The sequence below is a fragment of the Streptomyces sp. NBC_01428 genome, from assembly GCF_036231965.1.
Taxonomy (GTDB): domain Bacteria; phylum Actinomycetota; class Actinomycetes; order Streptomycetales; family Streptomycetaceae; genus Streptomyces.
The window spans coordinates 2,070,366-2,089,431 of the sequence record NZ_CP109499.1 but is presented as its reverse complement, the minus strand read 5'-3'; the positions used below and the strand labels follow the sequence as shown (position 1 = coordinate 2,089,431).

The following is a 19,066-nucleotide window of genomic DNA, read 5'->3' as shown; positions in this document are numbered from 1 at the left end:
TCAGCCGCGCCGCCCCCGGTGCAGCCGGTCCCCGCCGGCCAGGATCGCCGCCGCGAGCGCGTCCGCCGCCCCCTGCGCCGACGGCCTCCGGCGCCCGTGCACCAGCACGAAGTCCACCTCACCGAGTGTGGGCAGGCCCGCCCGCTCCGGGACCCGGGCCAGCCCCGGCGGCACGAGTCCCCGGGAGTGGGCCATGACGCCGAGACCCGCGCGGGCCGCGGCGATCAGCCCGTTGAGGCTGCCGCTGGTGCAGGCGATGCGCCAGGACCGGCCCTGGAGTTCCAGCGCCTCCAGGGCGAGCGCGCGGGTGATGCCCGGCGGCGGATAGACGATCAGCGGCACCGGGCGGTCGGGGTCGAGGCGCAGCCGCGGGGCGCCGATCCACACCAGGTGGTCGTGCCAGACGAGTTGGCCGACCGGGTCCTCGGGCCGCCGCTTCGCCAGCACCAGGTCGAGGTGGCCCGCCGCCAACCGCTCGTGCAGGGTGCCCGACAGCTCGACCGTCAGCTCCAGGTCGACCTCGGGATGGTCGGAGCGGAACCCCTCCAGGATCTCGGGCAGCCGGGTGAGCACGAAGTCCTCGGAGGCGCCGAAGCGCAGCCGGCCGCGCAGCCGTGTCCCCGCGAAGAACGCCATGGCCTGGTCCTGCACCTCCAGGATCCGCCGCGCGAACCCGAGCATCGCCTCGCCGTCCTCGGTGAGCTCCACGGAGTGCGTGTCCCGGGAGAAGAACTGCCGCCCCGCCGCGTCCTCCAGCCGGCGCACGTGCTGACTGACCGTCGACTGGCGCACCCCGAGCCGCCGGGCTGCCTGCGTGAAGCTGAGGGTCTGCGCCACCGCAAGGAACGTACGCAGCTGCGAAGGGTCGTACATTCCGATCACGTTATCGTGGATCGTGATGACAGTCAGAGCGGTGTGAAGGATTCCCGATCGCGGAGGGGGAGAGGACGATGGAGAGGGCACGACCCGGGCCGGCCCGAACGGCACCCCGGCCGGCCCCGACCGACGCACCGAACGAGTAGTGGAGCACCGTGAAACGCCTGCAGTGGCCGAGTTGGATGCCGATCGATCCGTACATCCTGCTGTTGCTCGGGACCGTGGGGCTCGCCGCCCTGTTCCCGGCGAGCGGGACGGGGGCGGACGTCGCCTCGGGGGCGTCCACGGCGGCGATCGCGTTCCTCTTCTTCCTGTACGGCGCCCGGCTGTCGACCCGTGAGGCGGTGGAGGGCGTCAAGCACTGGCGGCTGCACACCACGGTGCTGGTGTGCACCTTCGTGGTGTTCCCGCTGCTCGGCCTCGCCGCCCGCGGCCTGGTCCCGGTGTTCCTGACGCACGACCTGTACACGGGTCTGCTCTTCCTCACCCTCGTTCCCTCGACCATCCAGTCGTCGATCGCCTTCACCTCGATCGCGCGCGGCAACGTGCCCGCCGCGATCTGCGCCGGCTCCTTCTCCTCGCTGGCCGGCATCGTCATCACGCCGCTGCTCGCCGCCGCCCTGCTCGGCAACAGCGGCGGCGGGTTCTCCGCCGACGCGCTCGTCAAGATCGTGCTGCAGCTGCTCGTGCCCTTCGTCGCCGGACAGGTGCTGCGGCCCTGGATCGGCGCGTTCATCACCCGGCACAAGAAGGTCCTCGGCTACGTCGACCGCGGGTCGATCCTGCTCGTCGTCTACACCGCGTTCAGCGAGGGCATGGTGCAGGGCATCTGGCACCAGGTCAGCGCCGTCCGGCTGGCGGGGCTGCTGGCCGTCGAGGCGGTGCTGCTCGCCGTGATGCTGGTCCTCACCTGGTACGGCGGCAAGGCGCTGCACTTCGGTCGGGAGGACCGGATCGCCATCCAGTTCGCCGGGTCGAAGAAGTCGCTCGCCTCCGGACTGCCCATGGCCAGCGTGCTGTTCGGCGCGCACGCCTCGCTCGCCGTGCTCCCGCTGATGCTCTTCCACCAGATGCAGCTGATGGTGTGCGCGGTGATCGCCAAGCGCCGCGCCCGCGACCCCGAGGCGACGGGACCGTCCGACGGGACCGGCCCGGACCGCCCGGACGCGACGACGGGCACCGGCGGAACGCGCGGTGCGGGCGGCGCGACCGGATCGGGCGGGAACCCTAGGAAGGCGCCCCCAGGCGCAGCGTCACGAAGCGCGGTCGGTACAGGGACACGTTCCGGCTGAGGTTCGTCTGCGCCGCACCGCCCGTGGCGTCCAGCCAGTTGACGTCGTAGCTCAGGACGATCCGGCCGCCCCCGTCCAGTTCGGGATGGGCCTGCGGGTTGTACGCCGCCACCTCGCCCAGCGGCAGCCGCGGACGGAAGCCCCGGGCGGGCCCGTGCCAGGGCCCGGTCGGCGCGCACGCCCAGTACGAGGTGATCGTGGTCAGGCCCGCGGCGCCCGCCGCCATGGTGAACAGGACGTACGTCCCGCCGTCCCGCACGACGGTGAACGCGCTGCCCACGCCCGTGCTCCGGCCGTTCCCGAGCACCGGCGCGGGACGTCCCCGTACCGTCCACGCCGTGCCGTCCCAGTACTCCCAGGCCCCCGGCTCGCCGAGCCGGCCGCTCGGCACCCGCGCCACGTACGCCCGCGAGGCCCGGCGCCCGACGGCGCGGCCGTCGTCGCCGCCGAAGACGTACGTCCAGCCGTCCGCGTCGACGGCCGCGGTGCCGAAGAGGACCCGCCGGGAGGCGTCCCGCACGGGACGCTGGTCCAGGACCGTGGTGATGCCTTCGAGGCGCAGCGCGGGCAGGGACAGCGTGGCGACCTCGGTGGCCGCTGGCACCCCGTAGATCCAGGGCGCCGGGCCCGTGGAGCGCGTCCACAGCAGGACGCGCAGGACCTGCTCGCCGGAGCCGGGGGAGCGGGGTTCGACGCGGGCCGCCACCGGCCAGCGCCACTGCTGGGGCGCCGGGTCGGGGAACAGCGGCGCGGGCAGCGTGCTCAGCGGTCGGCCGTCGCGCGACATCACGACCGCCGCGTTGCGCACGAGGGGCGTGCTCGCGTCCCGCCAGGCGTACGACTCGCCGGCCGGGTTCGGCGGCGCGTACACCCGCCCGAGATAGGTGTCCGAGAACAGCCACAGCAGCCGGCCGTCCGGAAGCCGCACCGAGTGGGTCCCGTCGCCGCCGGTCCAGTCGTCGGCGCGGCCGGCGTCGTCCCCGTACCGCGCGAACGCGTCCGTGCGTCGGGCGTCCACGGACCACGACCGCACGGTGCGGGCGGCGCAGGTGCCGCCGCCCTCCCGGTCGCGGTCCGGGAGGGCGGTGAGCAGCACGGCGGCCGAGACCAGGGCCAGCAGCACGCCGAGCCCGGTCCCGGTCCGCCGTCGCGTGCGTGCTTCGTCGGGCACGGGCGGGACGTTAGCGGCCTCCGGCCACCCGGTCCATGGGGAGCCACAGGACGGTGTCGCGGGTGACGTGCGCCGCGGGCTCGGCCGCCAGTTCGGCGTCGCTCAACGCCCGGTCCTGGACGCGTACGTCGTCGATGGCACCGGTGAAGTACGCGCGGCTGTCGGTCCGTTGGCCGATGTGCACCCCGAACGGTGCGTTCCGGCTGACCGATCCGGGCACGTCCGCGGTGCTCACGGCCGCCCCGTCGACGGACAGGGTGAGCTGTCCGCCGCCGCGGCGCAGCGCCAGACGGTGCCACTGGCCGTCGTTGTACGCGCTCGTGGTCCGCACGGACGCGGTGGCCGGGGCCGCCGCACCGTTCCTCGTGGTGATGAGACCGGTGATCCGGCCGGACGCCGGCTCCCCGCGCACCCACACCTGAGGCTGTGTCGTTCCGATCCCGCCCATCCACAGCAGGGGCTGTTCACCGGTGGTGGCCGTGTAACGGAACCACAGGGTGGCCGTGAAGTCCTTTGTCCCCAGCGGAAGTCGGCTGCTGTAGGGCAGCCGTACGGCGTCGTCGGTGCCGTCGAACTCCAGCGCGCCGCCCCGGACGCCCGCCGTCTCGTGGGCGCCGCCGAGGACCGCGGCGGGCCGGGCGAACGGCACGAGGTCGGCGGTCGTCGGGTCGGGGCCCCGGCGGGGCCGGAGCCAGTCCTCGGTGAAGCGGGCGAAGCGGATCTCGTCGCGGGCGTCGACGGCGCCTCCCTCGTACAGCAGGCCCACCGCGTCGCCGTCGATCCGCACGAGGTCGGAGTAGCCCGACCAGTCGGTGGTCACGACGGTGCCCCGGTCGACGCTGTCCCAGGTGCGGCCGCCGTCGTAGGAGGAGCGGATCATCATGGTCCGGCGGCGGTCCGGGTCGCCGGGGCAGGCCAGCAGGATCCGGTCGCCGACGCGCAGCACCGAGCCCTGTACCTGCGGCGCGTACAGGTCGGGCAGGGCGGCGAAGGGCGACACGAAGCTGTCGCCGCCGTCCCGGCTCACCGCCTGGGTGCGGTGTCCCAGGTCGGTGCCGTCCTGCTCGCGGCCGCTGACCAGGACCGATCCGTCGGTCCGCTCGGCGAGCGTCATCTCGGACGGCTTCTGCCGGAAGGTCCCGTCGTCCGCGATCGGCCAGGAGTCCCGGGCGCCGATGTCCCAGTGGTCGCCGCCGTCGTCACTGGTGACGAGCGCGGCGTTGTTGGCGGTGACCCGACTGCCGTTCCACGTCTCGGTGTTGACGGCGAGGACGAGGCGTCCCGCGTGGCGTCCGCGGGTGAGCTGGATGCCGTGCACCGGGCCGGTGGCGTACCAGGAGTTCCAGTTCGCGGGCAGGATCTCGTCGCTCAGGTCGCGCGGCTGCGACCAGCTGAGACCGTCGTCGTCGCTGTACTGGAGGTGCGGGGTGCGGTCGCACGGCACGGAGCAGCTCGCGCTGTCGGTCCGGCCCGTGTTGTAGGTCTCGGCGAGCAGGATCCGGCCCGTCTCGCGGTCGACGACCGGGGTGGGGTTGCCGTGGGTGTCGCCGCCCCCGTCGTTGACGACACGCAGCGGGCTCCAGGTGCGCCCGCCGTCGCCGGAGCGCTTCACCACGATGTCGATGTCCGCCGCGTCACCGCAGTTCAGGACGCGCCCCTCGGCGAACGCCAGCAGCGTCCCGTCGGTGGTCCGCACGACCGACGGGATGCGGAAGCAGGCGTAGCCGGGATCCTGGGAGGCCTTGAACAGCACCTGCTGCTCGAACGCGCCGGGCGCGGTGGCGGTGGCGGTGGCGGTGTCGGTGGCCGGAGCGGTGACGGCGGCCGTGACCGTGTCGGCCGGTGTGGCGTCGGCCGGTGCGGCGTGGGCCGTGCCGGGCAGCGTGAGCAGTGCGACGGCGGCGAGGAGGGCCGTGAGGGCGGCGCACGGACGGGTGCGGGACGGCTGGCGCGGTCGGGGGGTGGAGGCGGGCCGTCGGCGGGCGGGTAAGCGCGGGCCCGGTCGCGCGGCGAGGACGGATCTCGGACGGCTGCGGAGGCGTGACGGCATGGTGCGACCTGCCCTTCGTACGGCTGGGCCATCCGGATTCTCTGGACATCCCACGTCCAACGTTCGCGCCGCAGACGCTACTTGGGGCCTCGCGCACCTCACAAGAAGCGTGCACCGGTCGTGTTCACGCCAGATTTTCGCCTGCCCGTCGAGGGGCGTCCGGCACGTTCGGACGCAAGATCACCTTGCCTCGGCCCACCCCGGTGGGACCGGACGCGGGACAGCCGCGCGTGTCGGTTCGTGGCCGTACGGCGGAAGGGCGTGGGAGGGTCCGGGACCGCGGGAACGCGGGTCGCCCCGGCCGGCCGTGACCCGCCCGACGGCCCCGGCGAGAGCAGTTCACGGGCTTGTTGATCCGGATTTCCGGTACGGACGGCTGATGCGGGCTAACGTTCCGTCATGACCGCACCCGAAGCCGAACCCCGTCTCGCCCTCGATCCGGCGTGCACCGCCCTCGTGCTCGTCGATCTGATGGAGCGCATCGTGGCGCTGCCCCTGGCGCCCCACAAGGGCACCGAAGTCCTGACCACCGCGGAGGAGTTGGCGGCCGCCTTCCGCAAGGCGGGCGCGCTCGTCGTGCTCGTCCGGGTCGAGCGGTCCGGCGTGCCCGAGCAGCCTCCCGGCAGCGGACTCGTCGCCGGGCTCGCCGAGGCGGGCGACCTGGAGATCGTGAAGCGGACCATCGGCGGGTTCCAGGGCACCGGTCTCGACGACAAGCTGCGCGAACACGGTGTCTCCACCCTGGTGTTCGGCGGGATCGCCACCAACCTCGGGGTCGAGTCGACCGCGCGCGCCGCCGGAGACCTCGGCTACGACCTCGTCTTCGTCGAGGACGCGATGGCCGCGTTCACCGCCCCCGAGCACGACGCCTCCATCCGGCTGGACTTCCCCCGTCTCGGCACCGTCGTGGCGGCGGCGGAGGTGCGCTTCACGGGGCGGTGAGGCCGGTTCGTCCCGCCGTGGTGGGCGAGGGCGTGCCGCCTCCAGGACGGCGCCGCCCTCCCATCGGCATCCCGTGCCCCGCACGGTCGGTGCTGGTCCGGGCCCGGCACCCTCCCGTACGGACGGCGCGCGGCTCAGACCAGCACCCCGCCCCCGTCCACGACGACCACCGAGCCGGTGCTGTAGCCGCCGCGCATGAGGTACAGGTAGGCCTCGGCGATGTCCTCCGGTTCGCCCGCCCGGCCGACGGGCAGGGAGGCGGCGGCGGACGCGAACAGTCCGTCGCGGTCCTCGGCGGGCAGCTCCCGCCACAGCTCCGTGCGGACCACCCCCGGCGAGACGACGTTCACCCGGAGCGGCGCGAGCTCCAGGGCGAGCGCCCTGGTGAGCGACTCCATCGCCCCGCACAGGCTCGCCGCGACGGTTGTCCCCGGCAGGGGCCGGCGCCCGGCCGTGCCGGTCGTCAGGACCACCGAGCCGCCCTCCCGGATCGCCGGAGCGCCGTGCTTCACCGCCGTGTACGCGCCCCACAGCCGGGTGTCCAGGAAGGCCCGGGCCCGTGTCAGGTCCGACTCGGCGAGGCTCTCCAGGAGCAGGGACTCACCCGCGGTGTAGACGAGATGGTCGAACGCGCCGACCCGGCCGAAGAACTCCCGGACGGCCTCCTCGTCGGTGGCGTCCAGCACCTCTCCCTCGGCGCCCGCGGGCAGCCTCTTCAGCGCTGCCTCCACACTCTCCCGGCGGCGGGAGGCGACCACCACCTCCGCCCCCTCCCGCGCTGCCGCCTCCGCGACCGCGAACCCGATCCCCGCCGTACCGCCGATCACGACGACCCGCTGTCCTCGCAGACCCATGTCCGTTCCCTTCCGCGTGTTCCCCGGGGCCGCCCCGGTGACTGCAAGCCTGCGCGCGGTACCGCCCCGCCGTCCAAGACCTCTTCCGGCGTCGGCGATACCCTGAAGGCATCGCCACCGGACGGACGAGAGGGACGGCCGTGGATCTCGACCTGCGCAAGGTCCGCTACTTCGTGGCGGTGGCCGAGCTGCTGCACTTCGGACGCGCGGCGGAGCGGCTGCACATCGCGCAGCCGGTGCTGAGCCGTCAGATCAGGTCGCTGGAGAAGGACGTGAACGCCGGGCTCTTCGACCGCGACAGCCACGGTGTCCGGTTGACGGCCGCCGGACGTCAACTCCTCGACGACTCGCGCCCGTTGCTCGCCGCCGCCGAGGCCGCACGGCGTCGGGCGCATCGTGCGGCGCGCGGCCCGCGCAGGCTCGTCGTGGGCTTCCGGGCCGGCGTGGTCGTCACCCACGCCCTGCGCGCCTTCTCCGCCGGCCATCCCGACGTCGACGTGGCCGCCCGGCGCGTCGAGTGGGACGACCAGGAACAGCTGATCCTCGACGGGACCGTCGACGTCGCCTACGTCCGCAGGCCCGTCGACGAGCGCGGACTCACGCTGCTGCCCCTGTTCGGCGAGACCAGGGTCGCCATGCTCCCGGCCGCCCACCGGCTCGCCGGGAAACAGGAACTCCTGCTCTGCGACCTGGACGGCGAGACCTGGCTGCGCTACTCCGACCCCGGCCCGGACGACACACCGATCCGGACCGTCGAGGAGAAGTTCGAGCGCGTGGCGGGCGGCGCCGGCATCACGCTCGTACCGGAGTCCGTGGCCGCGCGGTACTCCCGGCCGGACATCGCCTACGTGCCCGTCACGGACGCCCCGCCCGACCAGGTGTTCCTCGCCTGGGAGGCGGACCGCCGCGCTCCCCTGGTCGCCGCGTTCGCCGAGGTCGCGGGGGTACGCGGCTGAGGCGGGGCCCCTCCGGCGCAGGGGGCGCACCCCGCCGTTCGGGGCCCCGCCGCCGTGTCGCGGGGAGCCGGGTCAGCCCTGGGCGGCCGCGGCCCGCAGAGCGATCCGGTGCTCGCCCGCGTACACGTTCATGTTGGAGCCGCGCAGGAAGCCGACCAGGGTCAGGCCGGTCTCCGCGGCCAGGTCGACCGCGAGCGACGACGGGGCGGAGACCGCCGCCAGCACCGGGATGCCGGCCATCACCGCTTTCTGCGCCAGCTCGAAGGAGGCCCGGCCGGAGACCAGCAGGACCGTCCGGGACAGCGGGAGCGTGCCGTTCTGCAGGGCGCGGCCGACCAGTTTGTCGACCGCGTTGTGCCGGCCCACGTCCTCGCGGACGTCCACCAGCTCACCGTCCTCGGTGAACAGCGCCGCCGCGTGCAGACCCCCGGTCCGGTCGAAGACCTGCTGGGCCGCGCGCAGCCGGTCGGGGAGGCGCGCGAGCAGTTCGGGCTCCAGCCGTACCGGGGGAGTCGTGTCGCCCGCCGTGTCGTCGACGGGCCAGCGGGCCGTGGTGCGGACCGCGTCGAGGCTCGCCTTGCCGCACAGGCCGCAGGAGGACGTCGTGTACACGTTGCGTTCGAGCGTGATGTCGGGGATGACGACGCCCGGCGCGGTCCGCACGTCGACGACGTTGTAGCTGTTGGAGCCGTCCACGGTGGCGCCCGCGCAGTACACGATGTTCTGCAGCTCCTCCGCCGCGCCCAGCACCCCCTCGCTGACCAGGAAGCCCGCCGCGAGCGCGAAGTCGTCGCCCGGGGTGCGCATCGTGATGGCGAGGGGCTTGCCGTTGAGACGGATCTCCAGCGGCTCCTCGGCGACCAGCGTGTCGGGGCGGGTGTTCACCGCCCCGTCCCGGATGCGGATCACCTTGCGTCGTTCCGTGACTCGTCCCATGTCCTGATCAGTCCCGGTTCTGTCCGTGCGGCCGGCCGGAGAGGCCCTTCAAGCGGCGGTTGCCGTGCGGGTCACCGGCCCGTCGCGCGACCGGGTGACCGTCAGGTCCTCATTGTCCTGCACGGACGGAGCGGACCGCATGCCGCCCGGCCCCGCGGCCCGCTCCGCGCTCACGCCGCCGTCCGCAGCGCGAGCAGATCCGAGATGGCGTGGACGGTGCGCAGGGTCGGCACCGGCACCCCGGTGATCTCGGCCAGTTCCACGACGGCCGCGAGCAGCACGTCGAGCTCCAGCGGTTTGCCGCGCTCCAGGTCCTGGAGCGTGGAGGTGCGGTGGTCCCCGACCCGCTCGGCGCCCGCGAGACGCCGCTCGATGGACACCCCCACCTCGCAGCCGAGGGCCTCGGCGACGCTCAGCGTCTCGGTCATCATGATCTCGATGACCTTGCGCGTCCCGCCGTGCAGGCACATCTGCCGCATCGTGGCGCGGGCGAGTGCGCTGATCGGGTTGAAGGAGATGTTGCCGAGCAGCTTGAGCCAGATGTCGTTGCGCAGATCCGGCTCGACCGGGCACTTCAGCCCGCCCTCCCGCATCGCGTCGCCGAACGCCCGGCAGCGCGCGGAGACGGACCGGTCCGGCTCCCCGATGGAGAACCGGGTGCCTTCGAGGTGGCGGACGACACCGGGCCCCTCCAGTTCCGTCGCGGCGTACACGACGCAGCCGACGGCCCGCTCCGGCGCGAGCACCGCACTGACCGCGCCGCCGGGGTCCACGCTCTCCACACGGTGACCGTCGTGGGGTCCGCCGTGCCGGTGGAAGTACCACCAGGGGATGCCGTTCTGGGCGGCGATCACCGCCGTGGTGTCGTGCAGCAGCGGCTCGATGAGCGGCCCGCACGCCGCGTACGAGTTGGCCTTGAGGCCGAGGAAGACGTAGTCGACCGGACCGATCTCGGCCGGGTCGTCGGTGGCGTGGGCCCGGGCGGTGAAGTCGCCGCGCGGACTGATGACTTGGACGCCGTGCTGCCTCATGGCCGCGAGATGCGGTCCACGGGCCACCAGATGCACGTCGGCGCCCGCCCGGTGCAGCGCGGCGCCGACGTAGGCGCCGATCGCACCGGCGCCGAGAACTGCGACTCTCACTGTGTGGCGCTCCGTTCGGTCGAGGGTACCGAGGAACTTCCGAACTCTGTCGACGAAATATTGTCTACAGGATGGAATGAGTGGCGGCAAGGGATTCGACAACCACCGGGCGCGGGAGGGGAATCGGCCACGTGCCCGACCCGGCCGGCGCCGGCGTGCCCGCCCGGCGCGCCTGTGCGACCGTTCGTCGCGTCAGGAGGACCGCTCGTCGCACGCGCCCCGACGGTTTGCGTCACGCGGGTTCCCAGCCGGGCAACCGCTTCCTATCGTTCCGGATCATGAGCCCCCCTGTCGCACCCCCCGGCTGGAGCCGCTGGCTCGTCCCGCCGGCCGCCCTCTCGGTCCACCTCTCCATCGGCCAGGCCTACGCCTGGAGCGTCTTCAAGCCGCCCCTCGAATCCGCGCTCGGCCTCAGCGGGACCGAGAGCGCGCTGCCCTTCCAGCTCGGCATCGTGATGCTCGGTCTGTCCGCCGCGTTCGGCGGCACGCTCGTCGAGCGCAACGGCCCGCGCTGGGCGATGACCGTCGCCCTCGTCTGCTTCTCCTCCGGCTTCCTGATCTCCGCGCTCGGCGCCGCCACCGAGCAGTACTGGCTGATCGTGTTCGGCTACGGATTCGTCGGCGGGATAGGCCTCGGCATCGGCTACATATCCCCGGTGTCCACCCTGATCAAGTGGTTCCCCGACCGGCCCGGAATGGCCACCGGCATCGCGATCATGGGCTTCGGCGGCGGGGCGCTGATCGCCTCGCCCTGGTCCGCCCAGATGCTGAAGTCCTTCGGGTCCGACTCCTCCGGCATCGCCCTCGCCTTCCTCGTGCACGGGCTCGCGTACGCCGTGTTCATGACGCTCGGTGTCCTGCTGGTGCGTGTTCCGCGCGGTGAGCGTCCGGTCGCGTCCGGGCCGAGCGCGCTCGACGGGGTCCAGGTCTCGGCGCGCAGCGCGGTGCGCACCCCACAGTTCTGGTGCCTGTGGATCGTGCTCTGTATGAACGTGACCGCGGGCATCGGCATCCTGGAGAAGGCCGCCCCGATGATCACGGACTTCTTCGCCGGCACCTCCACCCCCGTGTCCGTCTCCGCGGCCGCCGGGTTCGTCGCCCTGCTGTCCGCCGCCAACATGGCCGGCCGGATCGGCTGGTCCTCGACCTCCGACCTGATCGGACGCAAGAACATCTACCGCGTGTACCTCGGCGTCGGCGCGCTCATGTACGCGCTCATCGCCTGGTTCGGGGACTCCTCGAAGCCGCTGTTCATCATCGGCGCCCTGGTGATCCTCTCCTTCTACGGCGGGGGCTTCGCCACCGTCCCGGCCTACCTGAAGGATCTCTTCGGCACGTACCAGGTGGGGGCGATCCACGGGCGGCTGCTCACCGCCTGGTCCACGGCCGGTGTGCTCGGACCGCTCATCGTCAACCGGATCGCGGACCACCAGGAGGCGGCGGGCAAGCACGGCTCGGCCCTCTACGGCATGTCGTTCCTGATCATGATCGGGCTGCTGGTCGTAGGCTTCGTCGCCAACGAGTTCGTGCGGCCCGTCCACCCCCGTCACCACGTCCCCGCACCGAGGGAGGCAGCCGATGTCGCACGACAGCAGCCCGAGTCCGCCTGACCGCCGACCGCTCATCGCCCTCGCCTGGCTCTGGGTGGGCGCACCCCTGTGCTACGGCGTCTACGAGCTGGTACAGAAAGCGACACAACTGTTCAGTGGGTGAGTGTTCGGGCGTCCGAGAGTCTGACAGAAGCCGACAAGCCTGGCGCCCAGATCCTGTGGCATCACCTGCCGTCGTACCCGTGAGTCACTGATCAGACTGGTGGATCCCGCTACCCAAGGCAACGAGGGGGACCACTCATGAACGGCTCACGGATCGCCGCCGTCGGCCATTACCAGCCCGCCAAGATCCTCACCAACGAGGACCTGGCGGGCCTGGTCGACACCAGTGACGAGTGGATCAGGAGCCGGGTCGGCATCCGGACGCGGCACATCGCCGGGCCCGACGAGCCGGTCGACGAGCTGGCCGCGCACGCCGCCGCCAAGGCGCTCGCCTCCGCCGGACTGACGCCGGGCGACATCGACCTGGTGCTCGTCGCCACGTCCACCGCAGTCGACCGCTCCCCGAACATGGCCGCCCGGGTCGCCGCCCGGCTCGGCATCCCCTCCCCGGCCGCCATGGACGTCAACGTCGTCTGCGCCGGCTTCACGCACGCCCTCGCCACCGCCGACCACGCCGTGCGCGCGGGTGCCGCGACCCGGGCGCTGGTCATCGGCGCCGACAAGATGTCCGAGGTGACGGACTGGACCGACCGCACCACCTGCGTGCTGGTCGGGGACGGCGCGGGCGCCGCCGTCGTCGAGGCCTCGGCGCCGGGCGCCGAGCCCGGCATCGGCCCGGTGCTGTGGGGCTCGGTGCCCGAGATGGGGCACGCGGTCCGCATCGAGGGCACCCCCGCGCGCTTCGCGCAGGAGGGCCAGAGCGTCTACCGCTGGGCGACCACCCAGCTCCCGCCGATCGCCCGCAAGGCCTGCGAACGCGCGGGCCTCACCCCCGAGGACCTCGCCGGGGTCGTCCTGCACCAGGCGAACCTGCGCATCATCGAGCCGCTCGCGCAGAAGATCGGCGCCGTCAACGCCGTCGTCGCGCGGGACGTCGTCGAGTCCGGGAACACCTCGGCCGCGAGCATCCCGCTCGCCTTCTCCAAGCTCGTCGAGCGCGGGGAGATCTCCACGGGCGACCCCGTGCTGCTGTTCGGCTTCGGCGGCAACCTCTCGTACGCGGGACAGGTCGTCCGCTGCCCCTGACGGCTCCGCCGACCGGACCGGGCCGCCGACGGGCCCCGGCCGGGATCCGTGCCCACCCCGTGTGACAGGCCCAACTCCCGTGCCCGCGCGGCTTTGTGCGCCGTAGACTGTAGGCGAAAGACAATTCATAATTGACTTTCCCTATCGCGGCGACGGCGCTGCCCAGGAGGGACCGTGATGTTGTCGGCAGGACTGCCTCAGGGAGCGGTACCCAAGCTCGAACGGCCCGGCCCACTGCGCGACCGTGTGTACGAGGCGCTGCTCGAACTCATCACCACCCGGGCCCTCCAGCCGGGCCAGCACCTCGTCGAGAGCGAACTCGCCGGTCACCTCGGGGTGTCCCGGCAGCCGGTGCGGGAGGCGCTGCAGCGGCTGAGCACGGAGGGCTGGGTCGATCTGCGGCCCGCCCAGGGCGCGTTCGTCCACGAGCCGACCGAGGAGGAGGCCGACCAGCTCCTCACGGTGCGCACCCTCCTGGAGGCCGAGGCGGCCCGGCTCGCCGCCGGCAACGCGGGCAGCGACGCGATCGGCGCACTGGAGGACCTGTGCGCGCAGGGCGAGCGGGCGGTGGCCGCCGACGACGTGGACGCCGCGGTCGCTCTGAACGCCCGGCTGCACGCCAAGGTCATGGAGCTCGCCGGCAACGCGGTGCTCGCCGAACTCGCCGCACAGGTCGACCGCCGGGTCCGCTGGTACTACACGCCGGTCGCCCGGCAGCGCGGCCGGCAGTCCTGGATCGAGCACCGCGAGCTGATCGCCGCGATCGCGGGACGCGACGGACAGCGCGCCACCGCGGTCATGCGGGCCCACACGGAGCACACCCGGAAGATGTACCACGAGCGTCCGAAGTGACCCGCTGACCACCTGAGCCGACCCGCCTGCCGACCGTCCGCGGCACCCCCGCCGACGGTCCGAGGCATGCCCGCGCGCCCGGCTTTGTCCACGGAGTGGAGAAAGTAAGTGCCGATTGCTGCGCTACTTCTTCCCACCTCCGGCAGCCGCTGCTACGTTCCCCTCGAAAGCGCGACCGGTGCGGGTGGCCGGAAACCGACGGACGCAGGCCGGTGGGGCGGGGAGGGGCTCGTGAGACGGATGACAGCACGACCCGCGAACGCCCATCAGGCCCGGCTGCTGCGGCTGTTGCGCGACGACGGCCCCAACTCCCGTGCCCAGCTCGGCGACCAGGTCGACCTCTCCCGGTCGAAACTGGCCGTCGAGGTGGACCGGCTCCTGGAGACCGGACTCGTCGTGGCCGACGGCCTCGCCGCCTCACGCGGCGGACGCCGCTCCCACAACATCCGGCTCGCGCCGGCGCTGCGCTTCCTGGGCGTCGACATCGGGGCGACCTCGGTCGACGTGGCCGTCACCAACGCCGAACTGGAGATCCTCGGACACCTCAACCAGCCCATGGACGTCCGCGAGGGCCCGGTCGCGGTCTTCGAGCAAGTCCTCGCCATGGCGGCGAAGTTGAAGGCGTCGGGGCTCGCGGAGGGGTTCGACGGCGCCGGCATCGGCGTCCCCGGACCGGTCCGCTTCCCCGAAGGCGTACCGGTCGCCCCGCCGATCATGCCCGGCTGGGACGGGTTCCCGGTCCGCGAGGCACTCAGCCAGGAACTCGGCTGCCCGGTCATGGTCGACAACGACGTGAACCTGATGGCGATGGGGGAGCAGCACGCGGGCGTCGCCCGCTCCGTGGGCGACTTCCTCTGCGTCAAGATCGGCACCGGCATCGGCTGCGGCATCGTCGTCGGCGGAGAGGTGCACCGCGGGGCGACGGGCAGCGCGGGGGACATCGGGCACATCCAGGCCGTGCCCGGCGGACGATCGTGCGCCTGCGGCAACCGGGGCTGCCTGGAGGCCCACTTCAGCGGCGCCGCGCTCGCGCGTGACGCCGTGGACGCCGCCCACCAGGGACGCTCGGCCGAACTCGCCGCGCGGCTGGAGGCGAACGGCGGCCTCACCGCCGTCGACGTCGCCGCCGCGGCCGCGGCGGGCGACGCCACCGCGCTCGACCTGATCCGGGAGGGCGGCAACCGCACCGGCCAGGTCATCGCCGCTCTCGTCAGCTTCTTCAATCCGGGCCTGGTGGTGATCGGCGGCGGGGTGACGGGTCTCGGCCACACCCTGCTCGCCGCGATCCGCACCCAGGTCTACCGCCAGTCGCTCCCGCTCGCGACCGGCAACCTGCCCATCGTCCTCGGGGAACTGGGCCCGACCGCCGGAGTCATCGGCGGAGCCCGGCTGATCAGCGACCACCTGTTCTCACCCGCGTAACCCGCACAGTTCACCTCACCTCACGCACCTCGCCACGGTCCACCGGCACGACGCCCGGCTCCGCCGTGTCCGAATACAGCTCGCCTGAACGCGCACCACCCGGCAACCGGCCCGCACGCCTGCCAAGGGGAACCGTCATGGCACCCGAACCACCACTGCTCACCATGTCCGGCATCACCAAGTCGTTCCCCGGCGTCCGGGCCCTCGACGGCGTCGACCTCGACGTGCAGGCCGGCGAGGTCCACTGTCTGCTCGGCCAGAACGGCGCCGGGAAGTCCACCCTCATCAAGGTCCTGGCCGGCGCCCACCAGCCCGACGACGGCACCGTCAGCTGGCGGGGCGAACCCGTCACCCTCCGGTCCCCGATCGCCGCGATGCGCCTCGGCATCGCCACCATCTACCAGGAACTCGACCTGGTGGAAGGCCTGTCGGTCGCCGAGAACGTCCACCTCGGACACGAACTCACCACCGCCGGATTCGTGGTGCGCGGGAAGGCCGCCAGGGCGTCGACGGCCGCGCTGCTCCACCGGCTCGGGCACCCGGAGATCGATCCGGGGCGGCTCGTCGGCGACCTGTCGGCGGCCCAGCAGCAGATCGTCTCCATGGCCCGCGCGCTCTCCCACGACGTACGGCTGATCGTCATGGACGAGCCGTCCGCCGCCCTCGACCCCGACGAGGTCGACAACCTCTTCCGCATCGTCGGCGACCTGACCCGCGCCGGTGTCGCCGTCGTGTACATCTCGCACCGGCTGGAGGAGATCCGCCGCATCGGCGACCGGGTCACCGTGCTGAAGGACGGGCGCGCGGTCGCGGGCGGACTGCCCGCCCGGTCCACCCCGACCCGCGAGGTCGTGGCCCTGATGACCGGCCGCAACGTCGAGTACGTCTTCCCCGACCGGCCCGCCGGACGGCCGGCGGCCGACGCCGTCCTCACCGTCCGGGGCCTCTCCCGTGAGGGCGAGTTCGCCCCCCTGGACCTCGACGTGCGCCCCGGCGAGATCGTCGGCCTCGCGGGACTCGTCGGCTCCGGACGCTCCGAGATCCTGGAGACGATCTACGGGGCGCGCAGACCCACCACCGGCCGGGTCACCGTCGCGGGCGAGCCGCTGCGCACCGGGAGCGTGCGGGCGGCCGTACGCGCCGGGCTCGGCCTCGCCCCCGAGGAACGCAAGGCCCAGGCCCTGCTGATGCTGGAGTCCGTCACCCGCAACGTGTCCGTGTCGTCCATGTCCCGCTACGCGCACGCCGGCTGGATCGACCGGCGGGCCGAGCGCGGCGCGGCCCGGGCGGCGACCCGGGAACTCTCGCTGCGCCCCGACAACCCGTCCGCGCCGGTCCGCACCCTGTCCGGCGGGAACCAGCAGAAGGCCGTCCTCGCCCGCTGGCTGCTGCGCGGCTGCCGGGTCCTGCTCCTGGACGAACCCACCCGCGGAGTCGACGTCGGCGCCCGCGCCGAGCTGTACGCCGTCGTCCGGCGGCTCGCCGACGAGGGGCTCGCCGTCCTCATGGTCTCCAGCGAGGTGCCCGAGGTGCTCGGGCTCGCCGACCGGGTCCTCGTGCTCCGCGAGGGCCGCGTCGTCCACGAGGCACCGGCCGCGGAACTGGACGAGCACCGCGTACTCGACCTCGTCATGGAAGGAAGCCCTGTGGCCAGTGAAGGGAGCCCGGCGTCATGACGCAGCACGTGTCCCCGCCCCGGGAAGGCGCCGGCAAGGCGCCCTCGACGGGTGAACTCCCGGTGTGGCGAACGGCCGTGGCCCGCGCCGACGTCCGCACCCTCTCGCTCCTCGGTGTCCTCGCGGTCCTCGTCGTCATCGGAGGGGTGACCCGGCCCGACGAGTTCCTCGACACCCGCAACCTCCAACTCGTCCTCACCCAGGCCTCGGTGATCGGTGTCGTCACCGTCGGCATGACCTTCGTCATCACCTCCGGCGGCATCGACCTGTCGGTCGGCGCGATCGTCGCGCTGTCCTCGGTGTGGGCCACCACGGTCGCGACGCAGGAGTACGGCTTCGCGGGCATCCTCTTCACCGCGGTGCTCGTCGGCGTGGGCTGCGGCCTCGTCAACGGACTGCTCGTCGCGTACGGCGGGATGGTGCCCTTCATCGCCACGCTCGCCATGCTCGCCTCGGCCCGCGGGCTCGCCCTGCAGATCACCGACGGCAGGACCCAGATCGTGTCGGTGGACGGCGTCCTCGGACTCGGCGAACGCGACGCGTACGTGCTGGGCGTTCCGCCGCTGGTCCTCGTCTTCGCCGTGGTCACCGTCATCGGCTGGCTGATCCTGAACCGCACCACCTTCGGCCGCCGCACCGTCGCCGTCGGCGGCAACGGGGAGGCCGCCCGCCTCGCCGGCATCGACGTACGACGCCAGCGGCTCTACCTCTACCTGCTGTCCGGACTGTGCTGCGGCATCGCCGCGTTCCTGCTGATCATCCTCTCCGGCTCGGGCCAGAACACCAACGGCAACCTGTACGAACTCGACGCCATCGCGGCCGCGATCATCGGCGGCACCCTGCTCAGCGGAGGCCGCGGCACCATCACCGGCTCCGTGCTGGGCGTCCTCATCTTCACGACGATCACCGACATCTTCGCGCTGAACAACCTCCAGAGCGACGTCCAGCAGATCGCCAAGGGCGCGATCATCGTGGCCGCGGTCCTGGTCCAGCGGCGCACAGCAAGCACGACCTGACACGGGAAGGGTCCACCGCCATGCCAGAACCCATGAGCCTGACCAGCCGCAGAGGACTGCTCTTCGGCACCGCCGCCGTCTCGGCCGGCGTCCTCCTCACCGGCTGCACCAGCAACGACACCAAGGACGAGAAGCCGGCCGCGAACGACCAGCCGGCCGCGGACGACAAGCCCGGCAAGCACGTCACCATCGGTTTCGCCGGGCCGCAGGCCGACCACGGCTGGCTCAACGCCATCAACGACAACGCCAAGAGCCGCGCCAAGAAGTACGCGGACGTCAGCCTGGAGATCACCGAAGGCTCCAACGACACCGCCGCGCAGATCGGCCAGATCGAGACACTGATCAACAAGAAGGTCGACGTCCTGGTCGTGCTGCCCGCCGACGGCAAGGCGCTCACCCAGGTCGGCCTCAAGGCGATGCGCGCCGGCATCCCCGTCATCAACCTCGACCGCATCTTCAACTCGCCCCAGGCGTACCGCTGCTGGATCGGCGGCGACAACTACGGCATGGGGCTCAGCGCCGGCCACTACATCGGGGAGAAGCTCAAGGGCAAGAGCGACGCCCGGGTCATCGAGCTGGCCGGGATCGACAACCTGGAGCTGACCAAGCAGCGCACCCAAGGGTTCGACGCGGCGCTGAAGAACTACCCGAACATCAAGAAGGTCGCCCGCCAGGCAGCCGAGTTCACCGTCGAGACCGGCCAGGCCAAGATGGCCCAACTCCTCCAGGCGCAGCCGAAGTTCGACGCACTGTGGAACCACGACGACGACCAGGGCGTGGGCGCCCTGCGGGCCATCGAGCAGGCGGGACGGGACGGCTTCCTGATGGTCGGCGGGGCCGGCGCGCTCTCCGCCTTCCAGGCCATCGAGGCCGACGACAGCGTCCTGAAGGCCACCGTCCTGTACCCGCCGACCATGGCCGCCTCCGCGATCGACCTCGCCCGCACCCTCGGCCAGGGCAAGGGCATCGGAGGACTGGCCGAGTTCGAGATCCCCGCCTCGCTCACCCTCTACTCCGCCGTCGTCGACAAGGACAACGTCAAGCAGTACATGCCCACCGGCTTCAAGTGAGCCGCCCCCGTTC

At 72.6% G+C, this 19,066-nt stretch carries 17 protein-coding genes; 11 read left to right on the top strand and 6 right to left on the bottom strand.

Annotated elements, in window-relative coordinates:
• Complete coding sequence (locus tag OG406_RS09125) at positions 1-873, bottom strand: LysR substrate-binding domain-containing protein (protein WP_164371631.1); 873 nt, start codon at positions 871-873, stop codon at positions 1-3.
• A gap of 185 nt (positions 874-1,058) precedes the next feature.
• On the opposite strand from OG406_RS09125, the gene OG406_RS09120 reads away from it, so the two are divergent.
• Positions 1,059-2,168 (top strand): bile acid:sodium symporter family protein, encoded by a 1,110-nt coding sequence (locus OG406_RS09120; RefSeq protein WP_267050045.1) that lies wholly within the window; start codon positions 1,059-1,061, stop codon positions 2,166-2,168.
• Here the strand turns inward: OG406_RS09120 and OG406_RS09115 are convergent.
• On the bottom strand, positions 2,104-3,339 hold the full coding sequence (locus OG406_RS09115; protein ID WP_329185203.1) for a DUF4185 domain-containing protein: 1,236 nt from the start codon (positions 3,337-3,339) through the stop codon (positions 2,104-2,106). The genes OG406_RS09120 and OG406_RS09115 overlap by 65 nt on opposite strands.
• 10 nt (positions 3,340-3,349) lie before the next feature.
• A complete protein-coding gene (locus OG406_RS09110; RefSeq protein ID WP_329185202.1) occupies positions 3,350-5,389 on the bottom strand; it encodes a sialidase family protein in 2,040 nt (679 codons plus the stop codon).
• Positions 5,390-5,788: 399 nt separating this feature from the next.
• Here OG406_RS09110 and OG406_RS09105 point away from each other — a divergent pair, with 399 nt between their 5' ends.
• Positions 5,789-6,331, top strand: a complete 543-nt coding sequence (locus OG406_RS09105) for an isochorismatase family protein (RefSeq protein WP_164371633.1) — start codon at positions 5,789-5,791, stop codon at positions 6,329-6,331.
• 134 nt (positions 6,332-6,465) lie between these two features.
• On the opposite strand, the gene OG406_RS09100 is transcribed toward OG406_RS09105, so the two are convergent.
• Complete coding sequence (locus OG406_RS09100; RefSeq protein WP_329185199.1) at positions 6,466-7,185, bottom strand: SDR family oxidoreductase; 720 nt, start codon at positions 7,183-7,185, stop codon at positions 6,466-6,468.
• Positions 7,186-7,325: 140 nt separating this feature from the next.
• Here OG406_RS09100 and OG406_RS09095 point away from each other — a divergent pair, with 140 nt between their 5' ends.
• Complete coding sequence (locus OG406_RS09095; protein WP_329185198.1) at positions 7,326-8,141, top strand: LysR family transcriptional regulator; 816 nt, start codon at positions 7,326-7,328, stop codon at positions 8,139-8,141.
• A gap of 72 nt (positions 8,142-8,213) precedes the next feature.
• Here OG406_RS09095 and fdhD read toward each other — a convergent pair whose 3' ends face one another.
• Complete coding sequence (fdhD, locus tag OG406_RS09090; protein ID WP_081220246.1) at positions 8,214-9,077, bottom strand: formate dehydrogenase accessory sulfurtransferase FdhD; 864 nt, start codon at positions 9,075-9,077, stop codon at positions 8,214-8,216.
• Positions 9,078-9,247: 170 nt separating this feature from the next.
• Complete coding sequence (locus OG406_RS09085; protein WP_164371636.1) at positions 9,248-10,219, bottom strand: 2-dehydropantoate 2-reductase; 972 nt, start codon at positions 10,217-10,219, stop codon at positions 9,248-9,250.
• Positions 10,220-10,497: 278 nt separating this feature from the next.
• Here OG406_RS09085 and OG406_RS09080 point away from each other — a divergent pair, with 278 nt between their 5' ends.
• From OG406_RS09080 to OG406_RS09050, 8 genes are all read left to right on the top strand, one after another.
• Positions 10,498-11,829, top strand: coding sequence for an OFA family MFS transporter (locus OG406_RS09080; protein ID WP_266851480.1), 1,332 nt, complete (start codon positions 10,498-10,500; stop codon positions 11,827-11,829).
• A complete protein-coding gene (locus OG406_RS39410; protein ID WP_434481467.1) occupies positions 11,798-11,932 on the top strand; it encodes an MFS transporter small subunit in 135 nt (44 codons plus the stop codon). The genes OG406_RS09080 and OG406_RS39410 overlap by 32 nt, the downstream gene beginning before the upstream one ends.
• A 137-nt stretch (positions 11,933-12,069) precedes the next feature.
• The gene (locus OG406_RS09075; RefSeq protein ID WP_164371638.1) at positions 12,070-13,017 is read left to right on the top strand and encodes a beta-ketoacyl-ACP synthase III; all 948 of its coding nucleotides are present in this window, start codon (positions 12,070-12,072) and stop codon (positions 13,015-13,017) included.
• A 177-nt stretch (positions 13,018-13,194) separates the two neighbouring features.
• A complete protein-coding gene (locus tag OG406_RS09070) occupies positions 13,195-13,869 on the top strand; it encodes a GntR family transcriptional regulator (RefSeq protein ID WP_266617474.1) in 675 nt (224 codons plus the stop codon).
• Positions 13,870-14,109: 240 nt separating this feature from the next.
• Positions 14,110-15,291 (top strand): ROK family transcriptional regulator, encoded by a 1,182-nt coding sequence (locus tag OG406_RS09065; protein WP_267048954.1) that lies wholly within the window; start codon positions 14,110-14,112, stop codon positions 15,289-15,291.
• 137 nt (positions 15,292-15,428) lie between these two features.
• Entirely contained in the window at positions 15,429-16,967 is a 1,539-nt protein-coding gene (locus OG406_RS09060; protein WP_329185193.1) for a sugar ABC transporter ATP-binding protein, read from the top strand.
• The gene (locus OG406_RS09055; RefSeq protein WP_329185192.1) at positions 16,964-17,983 is read left to right on the top strand and encodes an ABC transporter permease; all 1,020 of its coding nucleotides are present in this window, start codon (positions 16,964-16,966) and stop codon (positions 17,981-17,983) included. The genes OG406_RS09060 and OG406_RS09055 overlap by 4 nt, the downstream gene beginning before the upstream one ends.
• Positions 17,984-18,003: 20 nt before the next feature.
• The gene (locus tag OG406_RS09050; RefSeq protein WP_266617477.1) at positions 18,004-19,053 is read left to right on the top strand and encodes a substrate-binding domain-containing protein; all 1,050 of its coding nucleotides are present in this window, start codon (positions 18,004-18,006) and stop codon (positions 19,051-19,053) included.
• Positions 19,054-19,066 lie beyond the last annotated feature (13 nt).